General features: G+C 71.5%; 17 protein-coding genes. 10 read left to right on the top strand and 7 right to left on the bottom strand.

Features of this window, described 5'->3' with window-relative positions; genetic code table 11:
* Window positions 1-132: 132 nt before the first annotated feature.
* Both IT780_RS35195 and IT780_RS35190 read left to right on the top strand, forming a co-directional pair.
* Window positions 133-615 (top strand): SRPBCC family protein, encoded by a 483-nt coding sequence (locus tag IT780_RS35195; protein ID WP_199516160.1) that lies wholly within the window; start codon window positions 133-135, stop codon window positions 613-615.
* 78 nt (window positions 616-693) lie between these two features.
* Complete coding sequence (locus IT780_RS35190; RefSeq protein ID WP_199516159.1) at window positions 694-2,022, top strand: FAD-dependent oxidoreductase; 1,329 nt, start codon at window positions 694-696, stop codon at window positions 2,020-2,022.
* Here the strand turns inward: IT780_RS35190 and IT780_RS35185 are convergent.
* Window positions 2,012-2,863 carry a helix-turn-helix transcriptional regulator gene (locus IT780_RS35185; protein WP_199516158.1) on the bottom strand — a complete coding sequence of 284 codons (852 nt, stop codon included), beginning with the start codon at window positions 2,861-2,863 and terminating at the stop codon, window positions 2,012-2,014. The two genes, IT780_RS35190 and IT780_RS35185, sit on opposite strands and share 11 nt — an antisense overlap.
* Window positions 2,864-2,949: 86 nt before the next feature.
* Between IT780_RS35185 and IT780_RS35180 the strand changes: the two genes are divergently transcribed.
* Window positions 2,950-3,726: an SDR family NAD(P)-dependent oxidoreductase gene (locus IT780_RS35180; protein WP_199516157.1), complete on the top strand. Its 777-nt coding sequence runs from the start codon at window positions 2,950-2,952 to the stop codon at window positions 3,724-3,726.
* Between the two features lie 40 nt (window positions 3,727-3,766).
* A complete protein-coding gene (locus tag IT780_RS35175; protein ID WP_199516156.1) occupies window positions 3,767-4,087 on the top strand; it encodes a hypothetical protein in 321 nt (106 codons plus the stop codon).
* A gap of 33 nt (window positions 4,088-4,120) precedes the next feature.
* Here IT780_RS35175 and IT780_RS35170 read toward each other — a convergent pair whose 3' ends face one another.
* Window positions 4,121-4,813: a DUF4191 domain-containing protein gene (locus tag IT780_RS35170; protein WP_199516155.1), complete on the bottom strand. Its 693-nt coding sequence runs from the start codon at window positions 4,811-4,813 to the stop codon at window positions 4,121-4,123.
* A gap of 157 nt (window positions 4,814-4,970) precedes the next feature.
* Here IT780_RS35170 and IT780_RS35165 point away from each other — a divergent pair, with 157 nt between their 5' ends.
* Both IT780_RS35165 and IT780_RS35160 read left to right on the top strand, forming a co-directional pair.
* Complete coding sequence (locus tag IT780_RS35165) at window positions 4,971-5,153, top strand: hypothetical protein (protein WP_199516154.1); 183 nt, start codon at window positions 4,971-4,973, stop codon at window positions 5,151-5,153.
* 281 nt (window positions 5,154-5,434) lie between these two features.
* The gene (locus IT780_RS35160; RefSeq protein ID WP_307831536.1) at window positions 5,435-8,332 is read left to right on the top strand and encodes an ATP-binding protein; all 2,898 of its coding nucleotides are present in this window, start codon (window positions 5,435-5,437) and stop codon (window positions 8,330-8,332) included.
* 1,127 nt (window positions 8,333-9,459) lie between these two features.
* Here IT780_RS35160 and IT780_RS35155 read toward each other — a convergent pair.
* On the bottom strand, window positions 9,460-10,140 hold the full coding sequence (locus tag IT780_RS35155; protein ID WP_199516153.1) for a DUF4232 domain-containing protein: 681 nt from the start codon (window positions 10,138-10,140) through the stop codon (window positions 9,460-9,462).
* Between the two features lie 278 nt (window positions 10,141-10,418).
* Here IT780_RS35155 and IT780_RS35150 point away from each other — a divergent pair, with 278 nt between their 5' ends.
* Together IT780_RS35150 and IT780_RS35145 are read left to right on the top strand one after the other, a co-directional pair.
* A complete protein-coding gene (locus IT780_RS35150) occupies window positions 10,419-10,751 on the top strand; it encodes a hypothetical protein (RefSeq protein WP_199516172.1) in 333 nt (110 codons plus the stop codon).
* A 36-nt stretch (window positions 10,752-10,787) separates the two neighbouring features.
* A complete protein-coding gene (locus tag IT780_RS35145) occupies window positions 10,788-11,183 on the top strand; it encodes a cyclic-phosphate processing receiver domain-containing protein (protein WP_307831535.1) in 396 nt (131 codons plus the stop codon).
* A gap of 511 nt (window positions 11,184-11,694) precedes the next feature.
* On the opposite strand, the gene IT780_RS35140 is transcribed toward IT780_RS35145, so the two are convergent.
* The gene (locus tag IT780_RS35140; protein WP_199516152.1) at window positions 11,695-12,420 is read right to left on the bottom strand and encodes an SDR family oxidoreductase; all 726 of its coding nucleotides are present in this window, start codon (window positions 12,418-12,420) and stop codon (window positions 11,695-11,697) included.
* 70 nt (window positions 12,421-12,490) lie between these two features.
* On the opposite strand from IT780_RS35140, the gene IT780_RS35135 reads away from it, so the two are divergent.
* Window positions 12,491-13,339 carry a LysR family transcriptional regulator gene (locus IT780_RS35135; protein ID WP_199516151.1) on the top strand — a complete coding sequence of 283 codons (849 nt, stop codon included), beginning with the start codon at window positions 12,491-12,493 and terminating at the stop codon, window positions 13,337-13,339.
* Window positions 13,340-13,701: 362 nt separating this feature from the next.
* On the opposite strand, the gene lipA is transcribed toward IT780_RS35135, so the two are convergent.
* The gene (gene lipA, locus IT780_RS35130) at window positions 13,702-14,598 is read right to left on the bottom strand and encodes a lipoyl synthase (RefSeq protein WP_199516168.1); all 897 of its coding nucleotides are present in this window, start codon (window positions 14,596-14,598) and stop codon (window positions 13,702-13,704) included.
* Between the two features lie 616 nt (window positions 14,599-15,214).
* Between lipA and aspS the strand changes: the two genes are divergently transcribed.
* Window positions 15,215-16,471, top strand: coding sequence for an aspartate--tRNA(Asn) ligase (aspS, locus tag IT780_RS35125; RefSeq protein ID WP_199516150.1), 1,257 nt, complete (start codon window positions 15,215-15,217; stop codon window positions 16,469-16,471).
* A 28-nt stretch (window positions 16,472-16,499) separates the two neighbouring features.
* On the opposite strand, the gene IT780_RS35120 is transcribed toward aspS, so the two are convergent.
* Together IT780_RS35120 and lipB are read right to left on the bottom strand one after the other, a co-directional pair.
* The gene (locus IT780_RS35120; RefSeq protein ID WP_199516149.1) at window positions 16,500-16,664 is read right to left on the bottom strand and encodes a peptide ABC transporter substrate-binding protein; all 165 of its coding nucleotides are present in this window, start codon (window positions 16,662-16,664) and stop codon (window positions 16,500-16,502) included.
* The gene (gene lipB, locus IT780_RS35115; RefSeq protein WP_199516148.1) at window positions 16,661-17,290 is read right to left on the bottom strand and encodes a lipoyl(octanoyl) transferase LipB; all 630 of its coding nucleotides are present in this window, start codon (window positions 17,288-17,290) and stop codon (window positions 16,661-16,663) included. The genes IT780_RS35120 and lipB overlap by 4 nt, the downstream gene beginning before the upstream one ends.
* Window positions 17,291-17,342 lie beyond the last annotated feature (52 nt).

Here is a 17,342-nt window from a genome sequence, read left to right as displayed (position 1 = left end):
CCAGGCCATCGGCAACGGCAGGGCGGCCACTCCTCGGAAACCACCCAACGACAAGAAACCATCAGCCACACCCCACCGTCCCCGGGCATCCAGGGCATCACCCCAGACGATCAACAACCTTATGGAGAGACCATGACCGAGACGGCAACGCCCGTGGTGCACCGGCAGATCGTCGTGCAGGCACCGATCGACCGGGCCTTCACCGTGTTCACCGAGCGCTTCGGTGACGTCAAGCCGCCCGAGCACAACATCATGCGAGCGCCGATCGCCGAGACGGTGTTCGAGCGGCGGGTCGGCGGCCACATCTACGACCGGGCCGTCGACGGCACCGAGTGCCGGTGGGCGCGGGTGCTGGCGTACGAGCCGCCGGACCGGGTCGTGTTCACCTGGGACATCAACCCGCAGTGGCAGGTCGAGAGCGACCCGGCCCTGACCAGCGAGGTCGAGGTACGGTTCATCGCCGAGACGCCGGACCGTACCCGGGTCGAGCTCGAGCACCGCCACCTCGACCGGCACGGCCCCGGATGGCAGTCGATCGGCGACGCCGTCGCGAACGACGAGGGCTGGCCGCTCTACCTGAGCCGGTACGCCGCGCTCTTCACGGACGCGAGCTGACGATCGTGTCGCATACCGGTCGCCCGGGCTGTGTAGTTCTGCACAGCCCCGGCCCCGGCCGGCTTCGATACTCGGGCGATGCCTACGTCGAACCGGAACCACGCGCTCGTGCTCGGTGGCAGCATCGCCGGCCTGCTGGCCGCCCGGGTGCTCGCCGACCGGTACGCCACCGTGACGATCGTCGAGCGTGACCGGCTGCCGTCCGGCGCGGAGCACCGCCGCGGTGTGCCGCACGGCCGGCACGCCCACGGCCTGCTGCCGCAGGGCCTGCAGATCATGGAGGAGCTGCTGCCCGGCCTGACCGCCGACATCGAGCGTGGCGGAGGGATGGCCGCCGACATCCTCGGCAACTGCCGCTGGTATCTCAACGGCCGGCTGCTCCGGCAGGCCCACGCCGGGTTGCCCGCCCTGGCGGCGAGCCGGCCGCTCATCGAGGGCGAGATCCGCAGACGGGTACGCGAGCTGCCGAACGTCACGGTGCTCGACGGCCACGACATCACCGGGCTGTGCGCCTCGGCGGACGGCGGGCGGATCATCGGGGCGGCGATCAGCGGTGCTCAGCCGCGTACGGTGAAAGCCGACCTGGTCGTCGACGCGACCGGAAGGGGAACGCGCACGCCGCGGTGGCTGGCTGAGCTGGGGTTCGAGCCGCCGCCGGCCGACCGGGTCTCCATCAACCTGGCCTACACCTCGTGCGTGTACGACGAACCGCCCGGGGTGTTCGGCGACGACGTCTTCGTGATCACCGCGCGGTTCCCGGGGCAGCGCCGCAGCTCCGTCATGCAGCGCCTCGAAGGCGGGCAGGTGCTGGTCACGCTCGCCGGCGTGCTCGGCGAGCGCCCGCCGGAAACCCTCGACGGGATGCCCGGCTACGCCCGCACGCTCGCCATGCCCGACACGTACGAGGTGGTCAGCACGGCGAAACCGTTGAGCCGGCCCATTCCGTTCCGGTATCCGAGCTACGTCCGGTACCGCTACGAGAACCTCGCCGCGTTCCCCGCCGGTCTGCTGGTCGCGGGCGACGCGGTCTGCGGTTTCAACCCGGTGTACGGCCAGGGCATGAGCATCGCCGCGATGAACGCGTACGCCCTCAGCAAGGAGCTGGAGCACGACGGCGAGCCGGACCCGCACCGCTATTTCACGGCCGTGTCCCGGCATCTGGAGGCGCCGTGGCGTCTCGCCGTCGGCGCCGACCTCGCGCTGCCCGGCGTGACCGGTCCGGCGCTGCCGGAATCACCGCTGACCGGCGAATACGTCGGCCGGCTGCAGCTGGCCGCGGCCGACGACGAGGAACTGGCCAAGGCGTTCATCCGGGTCACGGGCCTGGTCGACTCGCCGGCCGCGCTGCTCCGCCCGGAGATCGTCGAGCGGGTGCAGCGGGCCGGCGCGCCCGTCGTCAGCCGGTGACGTCCATGCGCTGCGTGCCTACGACGGCGAGCAGCCGCAGCGCCTCCTCGGACGGCGACCCGGGCGTCGCGGTGTAGATGACGACCCGCTGGTCCCGGTCGGCGATGTCGAGCACGTCGCAGTTGACGGTGACCGGCCCGACCAGCGGGTGCTGGAACGTCTTGCACAGGGTCGGCTCGTCGGACACGTCGTGGGAGGCCCACAGCCGGGCGAACTCGGCGCTGCCGGCCAGCAACTCGTCGACGAGCCCGGTCACCTCGGGGTCGCCGGGGTAACGGGCCGCCGTGGCACGCAGCCGCCGGGCCGAGTGGCGGGCGAACGTGTCCGCATCGGAGACGCCGTACAGCCGCCGGCCGTCCCGGTGCGGTCCGAGGAAGACCCGGCGGACGAGGTTGCGCTCGCGGCGCGAAACGGCGGAGAAGTCCTCCATCAGCGCCGCGGCGAGCTCGTTCCAGGCGATGACCTCGTACGTCGCGGACACCACGATCGCCGCCGCCTGCGGAAGCCGCTGCAGCAGGTCGAGGATGCTGTGGCGGACCTCACGCGAGGGTCCGGGGCGCGGACCCGGCGGCGCACCGGCGAGATGGTGAAGGTGATCCCGTTCGGCGTCGGACAGTCGCAGCGCGCGGGCCAGCCCGGCCAGCACCTCCCGCGACGGCCGTGGCGCGCGGCCCTGCTCCAGCCGCGTGTAGTACTCGGTCGAGATGTACGCCAGCTGCGCCGCCTCCTCGCGGCGCAGCCCCGGGGTGCGGCGGCGTGCCCCGGCGGGCAGGCCCACGTCCGCGGGGGTGATCCGCTCGCGCCGGCTGCGCAGGAAGTCCGCCAGCTCTTGTCTGTCCACGCCCCCAGTGTTTCCAAGGGGCTTCCCGGCTAACCAGGTATTACCGGTGCCTGGCTGAGGCGCAGTGCCGGACGCAGGCTCGAATCATGAACTCCACGACGACACGAGGACTGCTCGACGACAAGGTCGCCTTCATCACCGGCGCCGGCCGCGGAATCGGTGCCGCCGCGGCCCGGCTCTTCGCCCGCGAAGGCGCCCGGGTGCTGCTGGCGGCAAGGACGGAAACGGAATTGCGTACGGTCACCGACGAGATCCGGAAGGCGGGCGGAACCGCCGAGTACGTGGTCTGCGACCTGGCGGACTCCGCAGACATCCGCGCCGCCGTCGACCGCGCCGTCGACCTGTACGGACGCCTGGACGTGGCATTCAACAACGGTGCCGCCATCCAGCCGCCCGGCCCCATGGACCACCTCGGGGAGACCGCGTTCGATCAGCTCTACGCCGTGAACCTGCGCGGGCCGTGGCTGTCCATGATCGCCGAGGTCGCCGCCATCCGGGCCACCGCCGGGCGCGGCGCGATCGTCAACAACTCCAGTGTGGGCAGCCTGATGGGCAACCCCGAGCTGCCCGCGTACGGGGCCATGAAACGAGCCGTCAACAGCCTCACGGAGTCGGCCGCCATCACGTACGGGCCGGAGGGGATCCGGGTCAACGCGATCGCGCCGGGCAATACGCGTACGGAAATGATCAGGACCTGGGAGGCGGCGTCGCCGGGGCTGGTGCAGCGGCTGGAAGCGGCGACGCCGCTGCGGCGGTCGGCGGAGCCGGAGGAGATCGCGCAGGCGGCGGCGTGGTTGCTCAGCGACCGCTCCTCGTTCGTCACCGGGACGGTCCTGCGGGTCGACGGGGGAGCGCGGGCCTGATGATCGCTTGCTTCTCGCGCGAGGGCTAGATTGCTCCACCATGAGCGATGACGATCTGCAGACGCTGCGGGACCGGGCCGCGGCGGGCGACAACGACGCCACCGGCCAGCTCGTGGAGCTGGCCGGTGAGCGCGGCGACCTGGCGGAGCTGCGCCGCCTGGCCGAGGCCGGGAGTGCGGACGCGGCGGACCAGCTGGTGGAGCTCGCGAGCGAGATGGGCGACCTGGACGAGCTGCGCCGGCTGGCCGCTCTGGGGAACCGGGATGCGGCCGCGGTGCTCAGCGAGCTACTCGACTCCTCCTCCGACGATTGGTCGTCGGATACCTCGTCGGATTCCTCGTCCGAAGACGAACCTTCGTAGCTTCAGGCTCAGCGATCCTTCGTAGCTTCGGGCTCAGCGGGGGCGCTGCTGGCGCATGCCCTTGCCGCCCGGGCGCATGTTTTTCGGGATGGCGCCCTTCGGCATCTGCGGGCGGGCCATCAGCGCTCCCAGCCGCTTGTCCAGCGCGTTGACGTCCTTGCCCGTGAGGTTGCGGGGCAGCTTCATCACCGTGGTGCGCAGCTTGCGGATCGACAGCTCGCCCTCCTCGGAACCGATGACGTAGTCGTACATCGGGGCGTTGCCGATCACCTTCGACAGCCGGCGCTTCTCCTGGCCCATGAGAGTGCGCACGCGCTGCGGCTGCCCCTCGCCGAGCAGGATCACGCCGGGGCGGCCGATCACCACGTGCACCATGTCGAACTGCGTGGTCGAGCTCGCCGCGGGGCGTACGCGCCAGTCGCCGCGCATGTTCTCCATGATCGAGGCCGCGGCGCCGGGCTGGCCCTCGGCGGCGTTCATCATCGCGGTGTTCGAGCGCAGGTTCAGCACGATCAGCGAGGCCAGCAGCGCCATCATGATGCCGATCGGGACCCAGACCCAGCCCCAGCCCAGCAGGACGGCCAGCACGGTCAGCGCCAGCGGGATCAGCACCGCGGCGGCGATCAGCGGCACGAACCACTTGTCCTGCCGTGCCGTGAACGTGAACACCTGGCCGATCTGCTTCAGGCGCTCACGGAACGACACCTTCTCCTGGGGCTTTGCCATACCCGGAAGTGTAAGGGTCGGCGCACTGCCTTACGTGGCCAGGACCCTCAAGGTAAGGCGCAGCCCGGCCGGGAAATGCGGCACCTTCCCCATGCGGCGCCGGGGCCTTCCCGCGAAGAGTCGAGGACATCGGAGAACGACCAGCAAGGAGACCCCGATGTTCCCGTTCCAGGACCCCGGATTCCACCTCGACCAGTACCACCAGCGCGCCGCCGAGCTGCACCGGACGGCGACCGAAAGCCGCATCGCCCGCGAGGCCTCCGCCGGCCGGCACCGGCAGGGCTGGTGGGGCCGCCCGGCCCACCGGCCGCGCCCGGTGCGCGCCCCGGCCGCTTCCTGACAGCTTGACCGGCTGACAGCTGTACCGGCTGACAGCTGTACCGGCTGACAGCTGTACCGGCTGACAGCTGTACCGGCTGACAGCTGTACCGGCTGACAGCTGTACCGGCTGGCGGCGTTGCTGGCTGACCGTGCCGCCTTCTGGCGGTGTCGCTGGCTGGCGGTGTTGGCGGCCGGCCGCGTCGCTGGGTGGCGGTGCTGCCGGATACGGCCGGGGCGGGTCCGCGAGCCGACGGGGGATCGCGGGCCCTTCGGTCGTCTTCGCATTCGTGGGGAGGTTTGGTGGTGATCGCACCTTTCGGGCCCGGCGCGGGAGCGGGGTTGCATGGCATGCTCGACGGCGTGACCGCGCACGCCAGCAGCGACGTCCTGGTCGGCAGGGAGGCCGACCTCGCCGCGTTGCGCGACGCGCTCAAGCGGACCCGCAGCGCCGAGCCGTCGGCCGTCCTGGTCGGCGGGGAAGCGGGCGTCGGCAAGACGCGGCTGGTGGAGGAGTTCTGCCGTACGGCGCTCGCCGACGGCGCGCGCGTGCTCACCGGGCAGTGCCTCGAGCTGGGCGAGGAAGGCCTGCCCTTCGCGCCCTTCGCGGCGGCGCTGCGCGAGCTCGTGCACGCCGACGGCACCTCCGTCCTCGAGGGGCGGGAGCACGACTTCGCCCGCCTCCTGCCCGAGCTGGGGCCGGCCGAGGCCACCGTGGAGACCCGGCGGGGCTACCTGTTCGAGCTCGTCGCGGCGCTGTTCGCGCGGGTGTCGGAGCGGCAGCCGCTCGTGCTGGTGCTGGAGGACCTGCACTGGGCCGACCGTTCCACCCGGGACCTGATCGGCTTCCTGGTGCGCTCCGCCCGGCTGCCGCACGTGCTTTTGCTGGCCACGTACCGCACCGACGAGCTGCACCGCGGACATCCGCTGCGACCGTTCCTGGCCGAGCTCGATCGCGTGCGTGGCGTGCAGCGCACCGAGCTGGACCGGCTGGAGCGGGACGGCACCGCGGAGATGCTCACCCACCTGCTCGGCGCCGAGCCGGAGCCGGCCGTGGTCGACACCATCCACGAGCGGGCGCAGGGAAACCCCTTCTTCATCGAGCAGTTCGCGGCGGCCGGCGACCCGCAGTGCTGCGACATCCCGCACAGTCTGCGCGACCTGCTGCTGACCCGGGTCGACATGCTGCCGGAGCAGGCGCAGCGGGTGCTGCGGGTGGCGGCGGTCGGCGGCACGACGTTCGGTCACGACCTGCTCAGCCGGGTCGCGGGCATCGACGAGGCCGAGCTGGAGTCGGCGCTGCGTGTCGTCGTCGCGGCCCAGCTGATCGTGGTCGACGCCGACGGCGGGTACGAGTTCCGGCACGCGCTCGTGCGGGAGGCCGTGCACGATGACCTGCTGCCCGGGGAGCACGCCCGGCTGCACGCACGGTACGCGCAGGCGGTGGAGGCCGAGCCGCACCTCGTCGCGATGGGCCGCGCGCCCGCGGAGATCGCCCACCACTGGCACGCCGCGCACGACTACCCGCGGGCTCTCACCGCCGCGCGGCTCGCGGCGAGCGCCGCCGCCGAACGGTATGCGTACGCGGAACAGTCCAGCCTGCTGCAGCGGGTCCTCGAGCTGTGGGAGGTCGTCGACGACGCCGCGGAGCTGCTCGGCGCCGGCCACCTCGACCTGCTCGAGGAGAGCGCGCTCGCGGCCATCGCGGCCGGTGACCACCAGCGGGCCCTCAAGCTGACGAAGGCCGCGCTGGCCGATCTCGACCCGGAAGCGAAGCCGCTGCGGGCCGCCCGCCTGCTGGTACGCCGCGCCAAACTGCTCTACACCGCAGGCACGAGCGATGGCGCGGCCGAGTCCCGGGAGGCGTATCGGCTGCTGCTGGCCGCCCCGCCGTCCCCGGAGCGCACGGTGCTGATGGCCGACGTCGCCTACCAGTTCGGCGGCGTCGACGACGACCTCGCCGCCCAGGTCGCCACCGAGGTGATGGCGGCCGCGGCCGAGACCGGCGACGTCGCCACCGAGGTGTCCGCGACCATCACGTACGGCCGCGTCTGCGGAGGGCGCATCTCCGCGGAGGAAGCGCTGCCGTCGATGCAGCAGGCCGCCGCCCGCGCCCGGGAGACCGGCGACCTGCCCAACCTGGCCCGTGCGCTCGTCAACGTGTCGGACTCCCTGTTCGAGCTCGGCCGGTACGAGGAATCCGCGGCGGCCGCCGCCGAGGGAGTCCCGTACGCGGACCGCGTCGGGGTCAGCCGCACCACCGGCGTGTTCCTGCTGGCCAACCACGCGGAGGCGCTGATGGCGCTGGGCCGCTGGGACGAGGCGGACGCCCGGCTCGAGGAAGCTGCCCGGCTCGACCCGCCCGGCACGCTGGCCCTGCCCTGGCTCCGGCTCCGCGCGCACCTGCGCCTGGCCCGCGGCCACGAGGGGGCGCAGCCGCTGGTGCAACGGGCGGTGGCGTACCTCGGGCGGCCGTACCTGCACCGCGAGCACCGGCTCTCCCTGCTGGAGCTGCGCATCCGCGAAGCCCAGTGCTCGGGCGACGAAGCGGCTGCGACGGCCGCCGCCCGCCTCGCCATCGCGGAACCGACCGAACCGGACCGCGCCCGTTACCGCTGGCCCCTCCTGGCAGCGGCCGCGGCGGTCGAGGCACCCGACGTCCGCGAAGGCGTGGCCCGGATCGCCGCGATCATGCCCCAGCGCCACCCCGTCGACCGCGCGTACGCCGCCCAGGTGCGCGCCACCCTCGGCGACAGCCCCGAACCCTGGCGCGAGGCACTGGCGGCCTGGCACACCGACGGCCAGCGCTACCCACTCGCCGTGGCCGCGCTGGGCCTCGCCACGGCGGAAGCGGCCGCGGGCAACCGTACGGCCGCCGCCGAAGCGATCGAGGAGGCAACCGCAACAGCGGCAGCCCTGGGCGCCACACCCCTCGTGACCCAGGCCGACACGCTGGCGCGGCGCCTCGGACTACGCTCGGCGACCCACCCGGCTCCCGCGGGAGCAGACATACTCACCGACCGCGAGCGTGAGGTGCTGCGGCTGGTCGCGGAAGGGCACAGCAACAGCCGGATCGCGGAGCAGCTGTACATCTCCCCGAAAACGGCAAGCGTGCACGTCTCCCGCATCATCGCGAAGCTGGCCGTGACAAGCAGGGGGGAGGCGGCGGCTGTCGCCCATCGGCTGGGCCTACTGAACTGAGCTGAACTGAGCTGAGCTGGCGGGGCGTGCCGTTAGGCGACCAGATAGTCGCGGTGATCGGCCCGAGCCCGGGCCCCGCCCGCCGCCGGCCCCGCCCGCCGCCGGCCCGGATCGCCGCCGGCCCGGATCGCCGCCAAACTGCCCTAGCCACCTCCGCCCGGCCCGCCGCTCACTCCCCGGGAGACCCGCGGGCCGCGTTTGGCTCAGCGTCTCACGTACCGCCACCGCTGACCGGCTGAGATCAGTCCTGGCCGGCACCTCTCATCGGTGGCTGCTGCCGTTCGTTACCGGCGGCGTCGGGCGCTCAATTCCGCATCTCCGCGCCTTCGCGGGCCGGCATGGGCCGCCCAATGTGTGATGCTGCCTGCCCCCGTGCGCGATCGGCTCGCCGAAGGGTGTGGACCGCCGAGCAGCTGGCATCGTTATCGGCGGTTGCAAGTCCGGGCGGTGGTGGCGGGACCGCCGACCGAGGCCGGGGTTACGGTGGATCAATAGCAACGTGAGGATGAGGCTGCGGATGATTGACATGCAGGAGTTCGCGCGGCGGCTGAGCACTCTCGGAGCTGATGCGTTCACCAGCGACGACGTCGTGGACCTGGCGACCGCCGCCGATGTTCGTATCAGCGTTGACCTCGAGATCGACGCCTCTGTGGCGCAGCGCTTGCTCGACCAGATCTCGCCCACGCCACCCGTCACCGGAGCGCAGATAACGGCATCGCAGTGGCCGCCACCTGCGTCTTCCCGGCCTGCGGCGCCTTCCGTGTCGTTCTCCAGCCCCGGCGCCGTCGACGGCCCGGCCGATCAGCCGTCGCGACCGCGCAGGCCCGGCCCCGGGCGTAGCAATCGGCGGCCGGGCCCTCGGCGAACTGGCAGGTAGACCACTGGCCCGCTCCGGATGGCGGCGAGTGGCCGCCACCGCGCGGGGATCGATACATTGCCGGCCAGAGGGGACTCGAAGCCACTGGACTGCATCTCACTTCCGCCGAAGTCGCGGCGCTGCGCACTGAGCGGCTGGTGGTATGGCAGGCAAGCAGCGCGGATCGCATCGAGTGAGCAGCTCCAGGTCTGAGGTGTAAGCGCGGACCTCACCGAGGCGGCAACGCAGTACTTCAGGCCGGCATCGGCCGTTACCAGGCGACGACGCCCTGGTTGCTCGGCTGGAGTGAGCCGATCTGCAGGCGCTTCATGGTGATGTTGCTGTCCTCCGGCCTGGGGAAGCCCTCCAGTTGGGCGACGTCCCCGTCGGTGGAGGCTTCGAGGTTGAAGCGCAGGGTGTTGCCGGCACCGCACGACGAGTCGCTCTTGTCGCAGGCGGTCCACTTGATGCCGGCCCAGGCGCTTGCGCCCGGCTTCAACGTGATCTTGACGGGTTTGCCGGGCTGGTTCACCTGGCTGGTGTTGACCGGCACGACCTCGTCGGCGGCGTTGACCAGCGAGATCGCGGCCCAGCCGTCGACGGTGCAGCTGTTCTTCTTCTTGTTGCTGAGGGTGACCAACCCCCGGTGGGTCTGGGTGGTGTCGCCTTGCGGCTGCCAGGTGACGACCGCGGTGAGATCGCGGGTCCGGCAGACGGGCGCGGCGGTCGTCGTCCTGGTGCCCGTGGTCTTCTTGCCGCCAGTCTTCTTCGTGTCGCCGGTTTTCGAGTTGCTGGTCGTGGTGCCGCTGCCCGCACCTGCACCGGCCGGAGCGCTGCTGGTCGACGTGGTCGTGGCGGACGCCGACGACGTTCCGGTGGAGGGCGCGCTGCACGCGCCGAGGAACACGGCGGCGGCGGCAATTGCGGGCACGGCCAACAGCATCGGGCGCATCGGTTCGATCCTTCGGGAGAGCGGATGTGGTGCCGCTCAATCTGCCGTGCCGGTGCCCCGCGGAACCCCTGACCTTCACGGCCTGGCACGAACGAATGACGTTGTGAAATCAGTGTCAAGCCGGACGCCACCGGCTCGGTCATGCCGGCCCGGCCCGGCTGGGGTGGCTCGCGGTGCGACAGCCACCGACGGCGTGCGGCACCAGGTCCTACGCGGTTTCGCCGTGCACCGCCAGGACGAGACCACCGTGCTCGTCCTGGTCGACCCGGACCGCCCGGATGAACACGGCCGCGATCAGCCAAGAGGTGCCGAACGAACACGCCGCGACCGTCGCCACCGTCACCGCCTGCCGCCCACGCGCGCCGCCGGTTACTGTCGCGGTGGCGAGCAATACGGATCAGGATTGTCCCCACGAACCCGCCGACCCCGTGCGCCTTGGCCAGGTGGGGGAAGTCGGCGTAGCCCCGGCGCTGTGGGTGACCGAACGCGGTGGCCGGATCAACCCGGTAGAGATCAATGCGTGTTTGTGGCGCATCGGGACCCCGGAATGGGTCGAGCACTGTCTGCAGCTACTCGTTTCATTGATTAACGACCGCAGCCCGGCCAAATGAGTGTGCGTCGGCGCGCGGGTGAGCCACCATCACAACGTGAACACAAGCGAATCCGGCCGGATCGTGTTGATCGACGACCTGCGCTCGTTCGTCGATGGCCGCGAAGCCGACGTGGCTCGCACGAGCGCGGACGGGATCACGCTGCTGAACCGCTATCGCGACCGACGGCTTGACGAGCTCTGGCTTGACCACGACCTCGGCGAGGACGACACGATCTGGCCGGTGGTCGAGCTTCTGGAGCACGCCGCTTTCGAGGAACGCCCGTTTGACATCGGCATCATCCAGGTCCACTCCGCCAACCCCGCCGGCGCCGGGAAGATGGTGCAGGCCCTCAGGCATTGGGGCTACCAGGTCCGGGTGGCGACGGGATCAGCCGAACTCGGTTACCGGGACAGCCCAACCGGCTCCGACGGACCCACCGTGAAAGGCTGAACACAGTCACACCCAACGCGGTCAGCGGCAGATCCGGACGGCCGTGCCCCTGGAGGGCCAGCCTCAGTTCCGCATCCATGGTCGCACCCGGGATGCGGCCACCAAGGATCCCGGTGCCAAGCAGGAGATCACCGCCTGCGCCATTCTTGACGCGGTGGTGCCCACAGGCAGGCTGGCAGCGAGATAAAGGCCGGCTCGCCGCCGATCGAGCAGCAGCCACGCTGCTGACGGATCCAGCACGGTAAGCGAGACGAAGTACACCGCCACCCACGGGTACGGCGGCCGGCCCCAGCCAGTTGGCTCACCTGGACGACGCCACCGTAGGCAAGAACGAGCGCCTCGGCGACCAGCGCCGCTACGACGCCCCGGGGCACGCCACCCCATCGCTCCCGCCACACTGGCTTCGTCTTCTCACGCGGCCAGGCAATTGGTTCGCGGCAGATCCGGGTATCCGATCATGACGCCACGAGGGACGCCGGAGCCCCGTCGCGGCCGGGCATGGGGCTTCGGCTCACCACGGGACCGGACCGTCGTCCTGCAGGAACGCGCCGGTCGGGCTGTCCGGCACGGTTGCCAGGTGTACGGCGATCGCGGCGCCCTGCTCAGCGGTGCGCTCCAACGACAGGCCCAGCGCGGCGGTGAAGTCCGTGGCAGTTGCGCCAGGCGCCACGGCGTTGACCGCGATCCCGTCGGCGGCCAGGGCCTTGGCGTACAGCACGGTGAGCATGTTCAGCGCTGCCTTCGACGCCGGGTAGGCCAGCGCGACCCCCGTCGAGGCGAACGCATGGCCCGGGTCGGACTGCCAGGTCAGCGACCCGGTGCCGCTGGAGACATTGATGACGCGGGCGTCGTCCGCCCTGCGCAGCAGCGGCAAGAACGCCTCGGTGAGCCGAACTACGCCGAACAGGTTCGTGTCGAACACCGTACGCATGACCGCCAGGTCCACGTCGCCGGCGAGCTGGCCCACGCCACCTCCGGAGATACCCGCATTGTTGACCAGTACGTCGAGCCGTCCGTACCACTGCTCCACGTGAGCGACAGCGTCGCGCACCGAGCCGTCATCGGTCACGTCGAGCGGCACCGCCCGGCCGCCGAGACGCTGTGCTGTCTGCTCGCCGGAGGCGGCGTCGCGCGCCCCGACGATGACGGTCATGCCGCGCTCGGCCAGCCCCTGCGCGATCGCCGCGCCGATACCCCGGTTGGCCCCGGTCACCAGGGCGATCCTCGTTGTTGACATGCCCCTATCCGAGCAGGGCGGCAGGACTCGCGTCCAAGATCGATCGGGTGGGACTCGATACCGTTGCGGTATGGACGACGTCGAGACCCGCGAGCTGCGGTACTTCGTGGCGGTCGCCGAGGAATTGCATTTCGGCCGGGCCGCGGTCCGGCTCGGCATCGCGCAGCCGCCGCTGTCGCGCGCGATCCGGCGGCTGGAACATCGCATGGGTGTCGCGCTGCTGGAGCGCACGAGTCGCGGCAATCACCTCACCGAGGCGGGTGAGGTGCTGCTCCGTGAGGCGCGCGTGGCGCTGGATGCGATCTCGGCGGCAGTACGCCGATCGCGTCGGGCCGGCGCTGCGCAACGGTCGCTGGTACTCGCGATGAAGCCCGGCGGCGACGAGGGTCTGCTGCCGCGGATTCTGGCCGCGTACGAGTCGGAACCGGACGCCCTGCCGGTTGAGTTCGCGTTCTCGCTGGGCGAACGCGCAGCGATGCTGCGCAGCGGGCGAGCCGACGTGGGCCTGCTGCACCATCCACAGAACGACCTCCAGGGGTTGGCCAGCGAGGCGCTCAGCGTGGAGCGGCGGGTGGTCGCCCTGGCCGAGGAGCATCGGCTCGCGGCCTGTGACAGCGTGTGTCTGGCGGATCTGGCCGGCGAGACGATGCCGCAGTGGCCGGAGGCAGTCGACCGCGGCCCCGGGCCGGTGGTGCGCGACGCCGGCGAGCTCATGCAGCTCGTTGCGCTGGGACGGGTGGTGGCGCTGGTCGGCGAGTCGGCGCTGGACCGGCCCTACCGCGGCGTGACGTACCGTGCGGTGCGAGACGCCCCGCCCGCGACGCTGGTCGTGGCGTGGCCGGAGGGCAGCCGGTCCCGGCACGTCGCGGCCTTCGTGCGGGCCGCCCGCACTGCCGCGACCCACCACTCTCGCGCGTGACGGTACGTCGATCCGGCCGACCCGGCGGGCACACCGCTGCGAGAGGCGAACGCAGCTCCGCATCACCAGCCGCACGCCGACAGCAGGGATAGTTGCTGGTTGCCGTTGCCACCCGCCGGCCGTGGGTTGTTGCGTAGCCGTAAGAAGCGCGGTCTGTTGGTCGCGCTGATCAGCGCTTACCTCACGAGGTCGCCTGCGGCGGCGCGCGCTCGCGGGACAAGTCTGCGATGGCGGCGGTTGCGGCCCCGCCTGCCACGGCGGTCTGTCGTGGGACCGCGCGTGGCGGCGCTGCCTGCGACGGTCGCCGGCTGCGGGAATGCTCGCGGCGACCGTCGGTTTGAGGGCTCGGCTGTCGGGGGCCTTCAGCCGCGGGCGGCGAGGGCCTGCTGGTACAGGCGGCCGGCTCGGTAGGAGGACCGGACCAGGGGGCCCGACATGACGCCGGCGAAGCCGATCTGCTCGGCTTCTTCGCGGAGTTCGACGAATTCTTCCGGCTTGACCCAGCGGTCGACAGGGTGGTGGCGGGGGGTGGGGCGGAGGTACTGGGTGATGGTGATGAGCTCGCAGCCCGCGGCGTGGAGGTCCCGGAGGGCTTGGGAGACTTCGGCTCGTTCTTCGCCCATGCCGAGGATCAGGTTGGACTTGGTGACGAGGCCGGCGGCCCGGGCCTGGGTGATGACGTCCAGGGAGCGGTCGTAGCGGAAGCCCGGGCGGATGCGCTTGAAGATGCGGGGGACCGTCTCGACGTTGTGGGCCAGGACCTCGGGCGCGGCGCCGAAGACCTCGGCGAGTTGCTGGGGGTCGGCGTTGAAGTCGGGGATCAGGAGCTCGACGCCGCAGCCGGGCTGGAGCTTGTGGATCTGGCGGACCGTCTCCGCGTAGAGCCAGGCGCCGCCGTCGGGGAGGTCGTCGCGGGCGACGCCGGTGACCGTTGCGTACTTGAGGCCCATCGTGGCGACCGACTCGCCGACGCGGCGGGGCTCGTCGGCGTCGAACTCGGCCGGCTTGCCGGTGTCGATCTGGCAGAAGTCGCAGCGGCGGGTGCACTGGTCGCCGCCGATGAGGAAGGTGGCCTCGCGGTCTTCCCAGCACTCATAGATGTTGGGGCAGCCGGCCTCCTGGCAGACCGTGTGCAGGCCTTCCTTCTGCACGAGCCCGCGCATGTGCGTGTATTCCGGGCCCATCTTGGCTTTGACCTTGATCCACGGAGGCTTCCGCTCGATGGGAGTTTCGGCGTTGCGCGCCTCGATGCGCAGCATGCGGCGGCCCTCGGGAGCAATAGTCACAGCCCTGAGATTACGCCGAACACAAGATCAAGCGGGCCGGGGGCGACGAGGCTCACGTGGGCGAATCTGTGAGTGCCCTCACGCCCGCGCGCAAAATCGCGTGCGTCGACTTCTTGCCCGCTGTTAACGTCCCGGCCACGGCAGTGACGGAACCGAGTAACGCCCCGATCCCGCCGGCCGAGAGAGCCACCGGCAGCTGTGAAGGTGGCCCGGTGCCGGGGCGCGAAGACACTCCTGAGCCGCGTTGCACAAGAGGCGCCCGTCGTGCACGGACGCCTCCGTCGGGCCCAGGCCCGGACTCAGCCGCACGCAGCGGACGGTCCGGCCGGGATCTGGCCCGGGTCCGGCCGCGAGCGGTGGCGGACCGGCCGGGTTCCGGTGCGGGGACGGTCGCGAGAAGCGGACGGTCCGGCGGGGTTCCAGCCCCCGAGCTGGCCATGAGCAGCGGTCGGCAGTGGGTGGCCGGGGCTGGGGGCGTACGGAGGCGGTCGGTGGTCGGCGGGGGCGAAGGTGTGGTGGTACCGCGAGGTTTCCCGCTCGCCCACACCTCCCTGGGGCCGCGTTGCACACACCAGAGGAGGTTCCCGCCATGCAACGCATCCTCTCCACCGACTTGGCCGCCCACGAGAAGCAGACCGGCACGATCGCCGGGTGGGTGCATCGGCGGCGGCTGCTCAAGGCCGTCGCTTTCCTGATCGTCCGGGACGCCGCCGGGCTCAGCCAGGTCGTCGTCACCGAGCCGGGCGTACGGGCGCAGATCGAAGAGTTGCCGGAGGAGACCGTCGTCGAGGTCACCGCCACGGTCGTCGCGAACGCTGCGGCTCCGGCCGGGGTTGAGCTCGTTGCCCCCACCGTACGGCGGATCAGCGGTGCTGTGGCCGTACCGTTGCCGTTCGAGGTGCATCGGCCCACGCTGAGCGCGACCATGGCGACGCAGCTGGACCATGCCGCTCTGGCTCTGCGGCATCCGTCGCGGGCGACGGCGTTGCGGGTCGCGGCCGCCGCGACCGCCGGGTTCCGCGACGCGTTGGAACGCCGGCGGTTCGTCGAGATCCACACCCCGAAGATCGTGGGTACGGCGACCGAGTCCGGCGCGAACGTCTTCGAGCTGGACTACTTCGGGCGGCCGGCCTACCTCGCCCAGTCGCCGCAGTTCTACAAGCAGCTGATGGTCGGCGTGTTCGAGCGGGTGTACGAGGTCGGCCCGGTGTTCCGCGCCGAGCCGCACGACACCGCCCGGCACCTGGCCCAGTACACGTCGCTCGACGCGGAGCTGGGGTTCATCGGCGACCACCGTGACGTGATGGCGGTGCTCACCGAGGTGGTGGCCGGCATGACGGCGGCCGTCGCCGAGCGGACCGGGGTCGCGGTGCCCGCGGTTCCGGCGGAGATCCCTGCGGTGCACTTCGCCGAGGCGCTGCGGATCGCCGGGGCGCCCGCCGACGAGCCGGACCTGGCGCCGGCGCACGAGCGGGCGCTGGGGGAGTGGGCGCTGCGGGAACACGGGTCCGAGTTCGTGTTCGTGACCGGGTACCCGATGGCCAAGCGGCCGTTCTACACCCATCCGCAGCCGTCCGACCCGCGGTGGAGCAACAGCTTCGACCTGCTGTTCCGTGGGTTGGAGCTGGTGACCGGCGGGCAGCGGCTGCACCGGTACGAGGACTATCTCGCGGTGGTGCCGGACCCGGGGGCGCTGGGCGGATATCTGGACGGATTCCGGTACGGGATGCCGCCGCACGGGGGGTTCGCGATCGGGCTGGAACGGTTCGTGGCGCGGTTGACCGGGGCGGCGAACGTGCGGGAGGTGACGGCCTTTCCGCGGGACCTGCACCGGGTCGTGCCGTAGGAGGGGGTGGGCGCGGGCGGGCGAGGGGTCAGAGGACGACGGCGATCGTCACGCCGGCGACGATGATCAGCGGGATGATCGTCATCAGGATGAGGATCCACCAGGCGATCGGGTGGCCGAAGTTCAGTGAGACGCCGCCGGCCTTGTTGGGGACGAAGACGCGCTTGTCGCGGGGGTCGTTGTACAGCTTCACAGCAGCGTCGCCAGGTGTCGTTCGACCAGCGGCATGACCTCCGCGACCGGGACCGGGCGGCCGAGCTCCGCGCTCAGTGAGGTGACGCCGGCGTCGCGGATGCCGCAGGGGACGAAACGGTCGAAGTTCGACAGGTCGCAGTCGCAGTTGATGGCGAAGCCGTGCTGGGTGACGCCGCGGGCCACGCGGATGCCGATCGCGGCGACCTTGCGGTCCGGGCCTCGCTCGTCGGCCCGGACCCAGGCGCCGCTGCGGCCCTCGACCCGGTCCACGGTGACGCCGAACTCGGCGCAGACGTCGATCAGCATCTGCTCGATGCGGCGGACGTACGCGACGACGTCGACCGGGTCGGCGAGCTTGACGATCGGGTACCCGACGAGCTGCCCCGGGCCGTGCCACGTGATCTTGCCGCCGCGGTCGACGTCGACGACCGGGGTGCCGTCCATCGGGCGGTCCATCGGCTCGGTGCGTTTGCCCGCCGTGAAGACGCTGGGGTGCTCGAGCAGCAGGATCGTGTCGGGCCGCTCGCCGGCGACCACGGCCTCGTGCAGGCGGCGCTGCTCGTCCCAGGCGTCGCGGTAGTCGACCAGGCCCGGGCGCAGGACCTGCAGCGTGGAAGTCGTCACGAGCCCAAGCCTAGTCCGTCGCCCGCCGAGGACGAGGGGCGCGCGGCCCGCG

The sequence above is a fragment of the Nucisporomicrobium flavum genome, from assembly GCF_016464385.1.
Lineage (GTDB): Bacteria > Actinomycetota > Actinomycetes > Mycobacteriales > Micromonosporaceae > Actinoplanes > Actinoplanes flavus_A.
This window is presented reverse-complemented; position numbering and strand designations above follow the sequence as displayed.

Excerpts from the sequence above, each read along its gene's own strand:
- IT780_RS35195 (WP_199516160.1), top strand. The coding sequence starts at position 133 with ATGACCGAGACGGCAACGCCCGTGGTGCACCGGCAGATCGTCGTGCAG.
- IT780_RS35190 (WP_199516159.1), top strand. The coding sequence starts at position 694 with ATGCCTACGTCGAACCGGAACCACGCGCTCGTGCTCGGTGGCAGCATC.
- IT780_RS35180 (WP_199516157.1), top strand. The coding sequence starts at position 2,950 with ATGAACTCCACGACGACACGAGGACTGCTCGACGACAAGGTCGCCTTC.
- IT780_RS35175 (WP_199516156.1), top strand. The coding sequence starts at position 3,767 with ATGAGCGATGACGATCTGCAGACGCTGCGGGACCGGGCCGCGGCGGGC.
- IT780_RS35170 (WP_199516155.1), bottom strand. The coding sequence starts at position 4,813 with ATGGCAAAGCCCCAGGAGAAGGTGTCGTTCCGTGAGCGCCTGAAGCAG.
- IT780_RS35165 (WP_199516154.1), top strand. The coding sequence starts at position 4,971 with ATGTTCCCGTTCCAGGACCCCGGATTCCACCTCGACCAGTACCACCAG.
- IT780_RS35155 (WP_199516153.1), bottom strand. The coding sequence starts at position 10,140 with ATGCGCCCGATGCTGTTGGCCGTGCCCGCAATTGCCGCCGCCGCCGTG.
- IT780_RS35150 (WP_199516172.1), top strand. The coding sequence starts at position 10,419 with ATGAACACGGCCGCGATCAGCCAAGAGGTGCCGAACGAACACGCCGCG.
- IT780_RS35140 (WP_199516152.1), bottom strand. The coding sequence starts at position 12,420 with ATGTCAACAACGAGGATCGCCCTGGTGACCGGGGCCAACCGGGGTATC.
- IT780_RS35135 (WP_199516151.1), top strand. The coding sequence starts at position 12,491 with ATGGACGACGTCGAGACCCGCGAGCTGCGGTACTTCGTGGCGGTCGCC.
- lipA (WP_199516168.1), bottom strand. The coding sequence starts at position 14,598 with ATGCTGCGCATCGAGGCGCGCAACGCCGAAACTCCCATCGAGCGGAAG.
- aspS (WP_199516150.1), top strand. The coding sequence starts at position 15,215 with ATGCAACGCATCCTCTCCACCGACTTGGCCGCCCACGAGAAGCAGACC.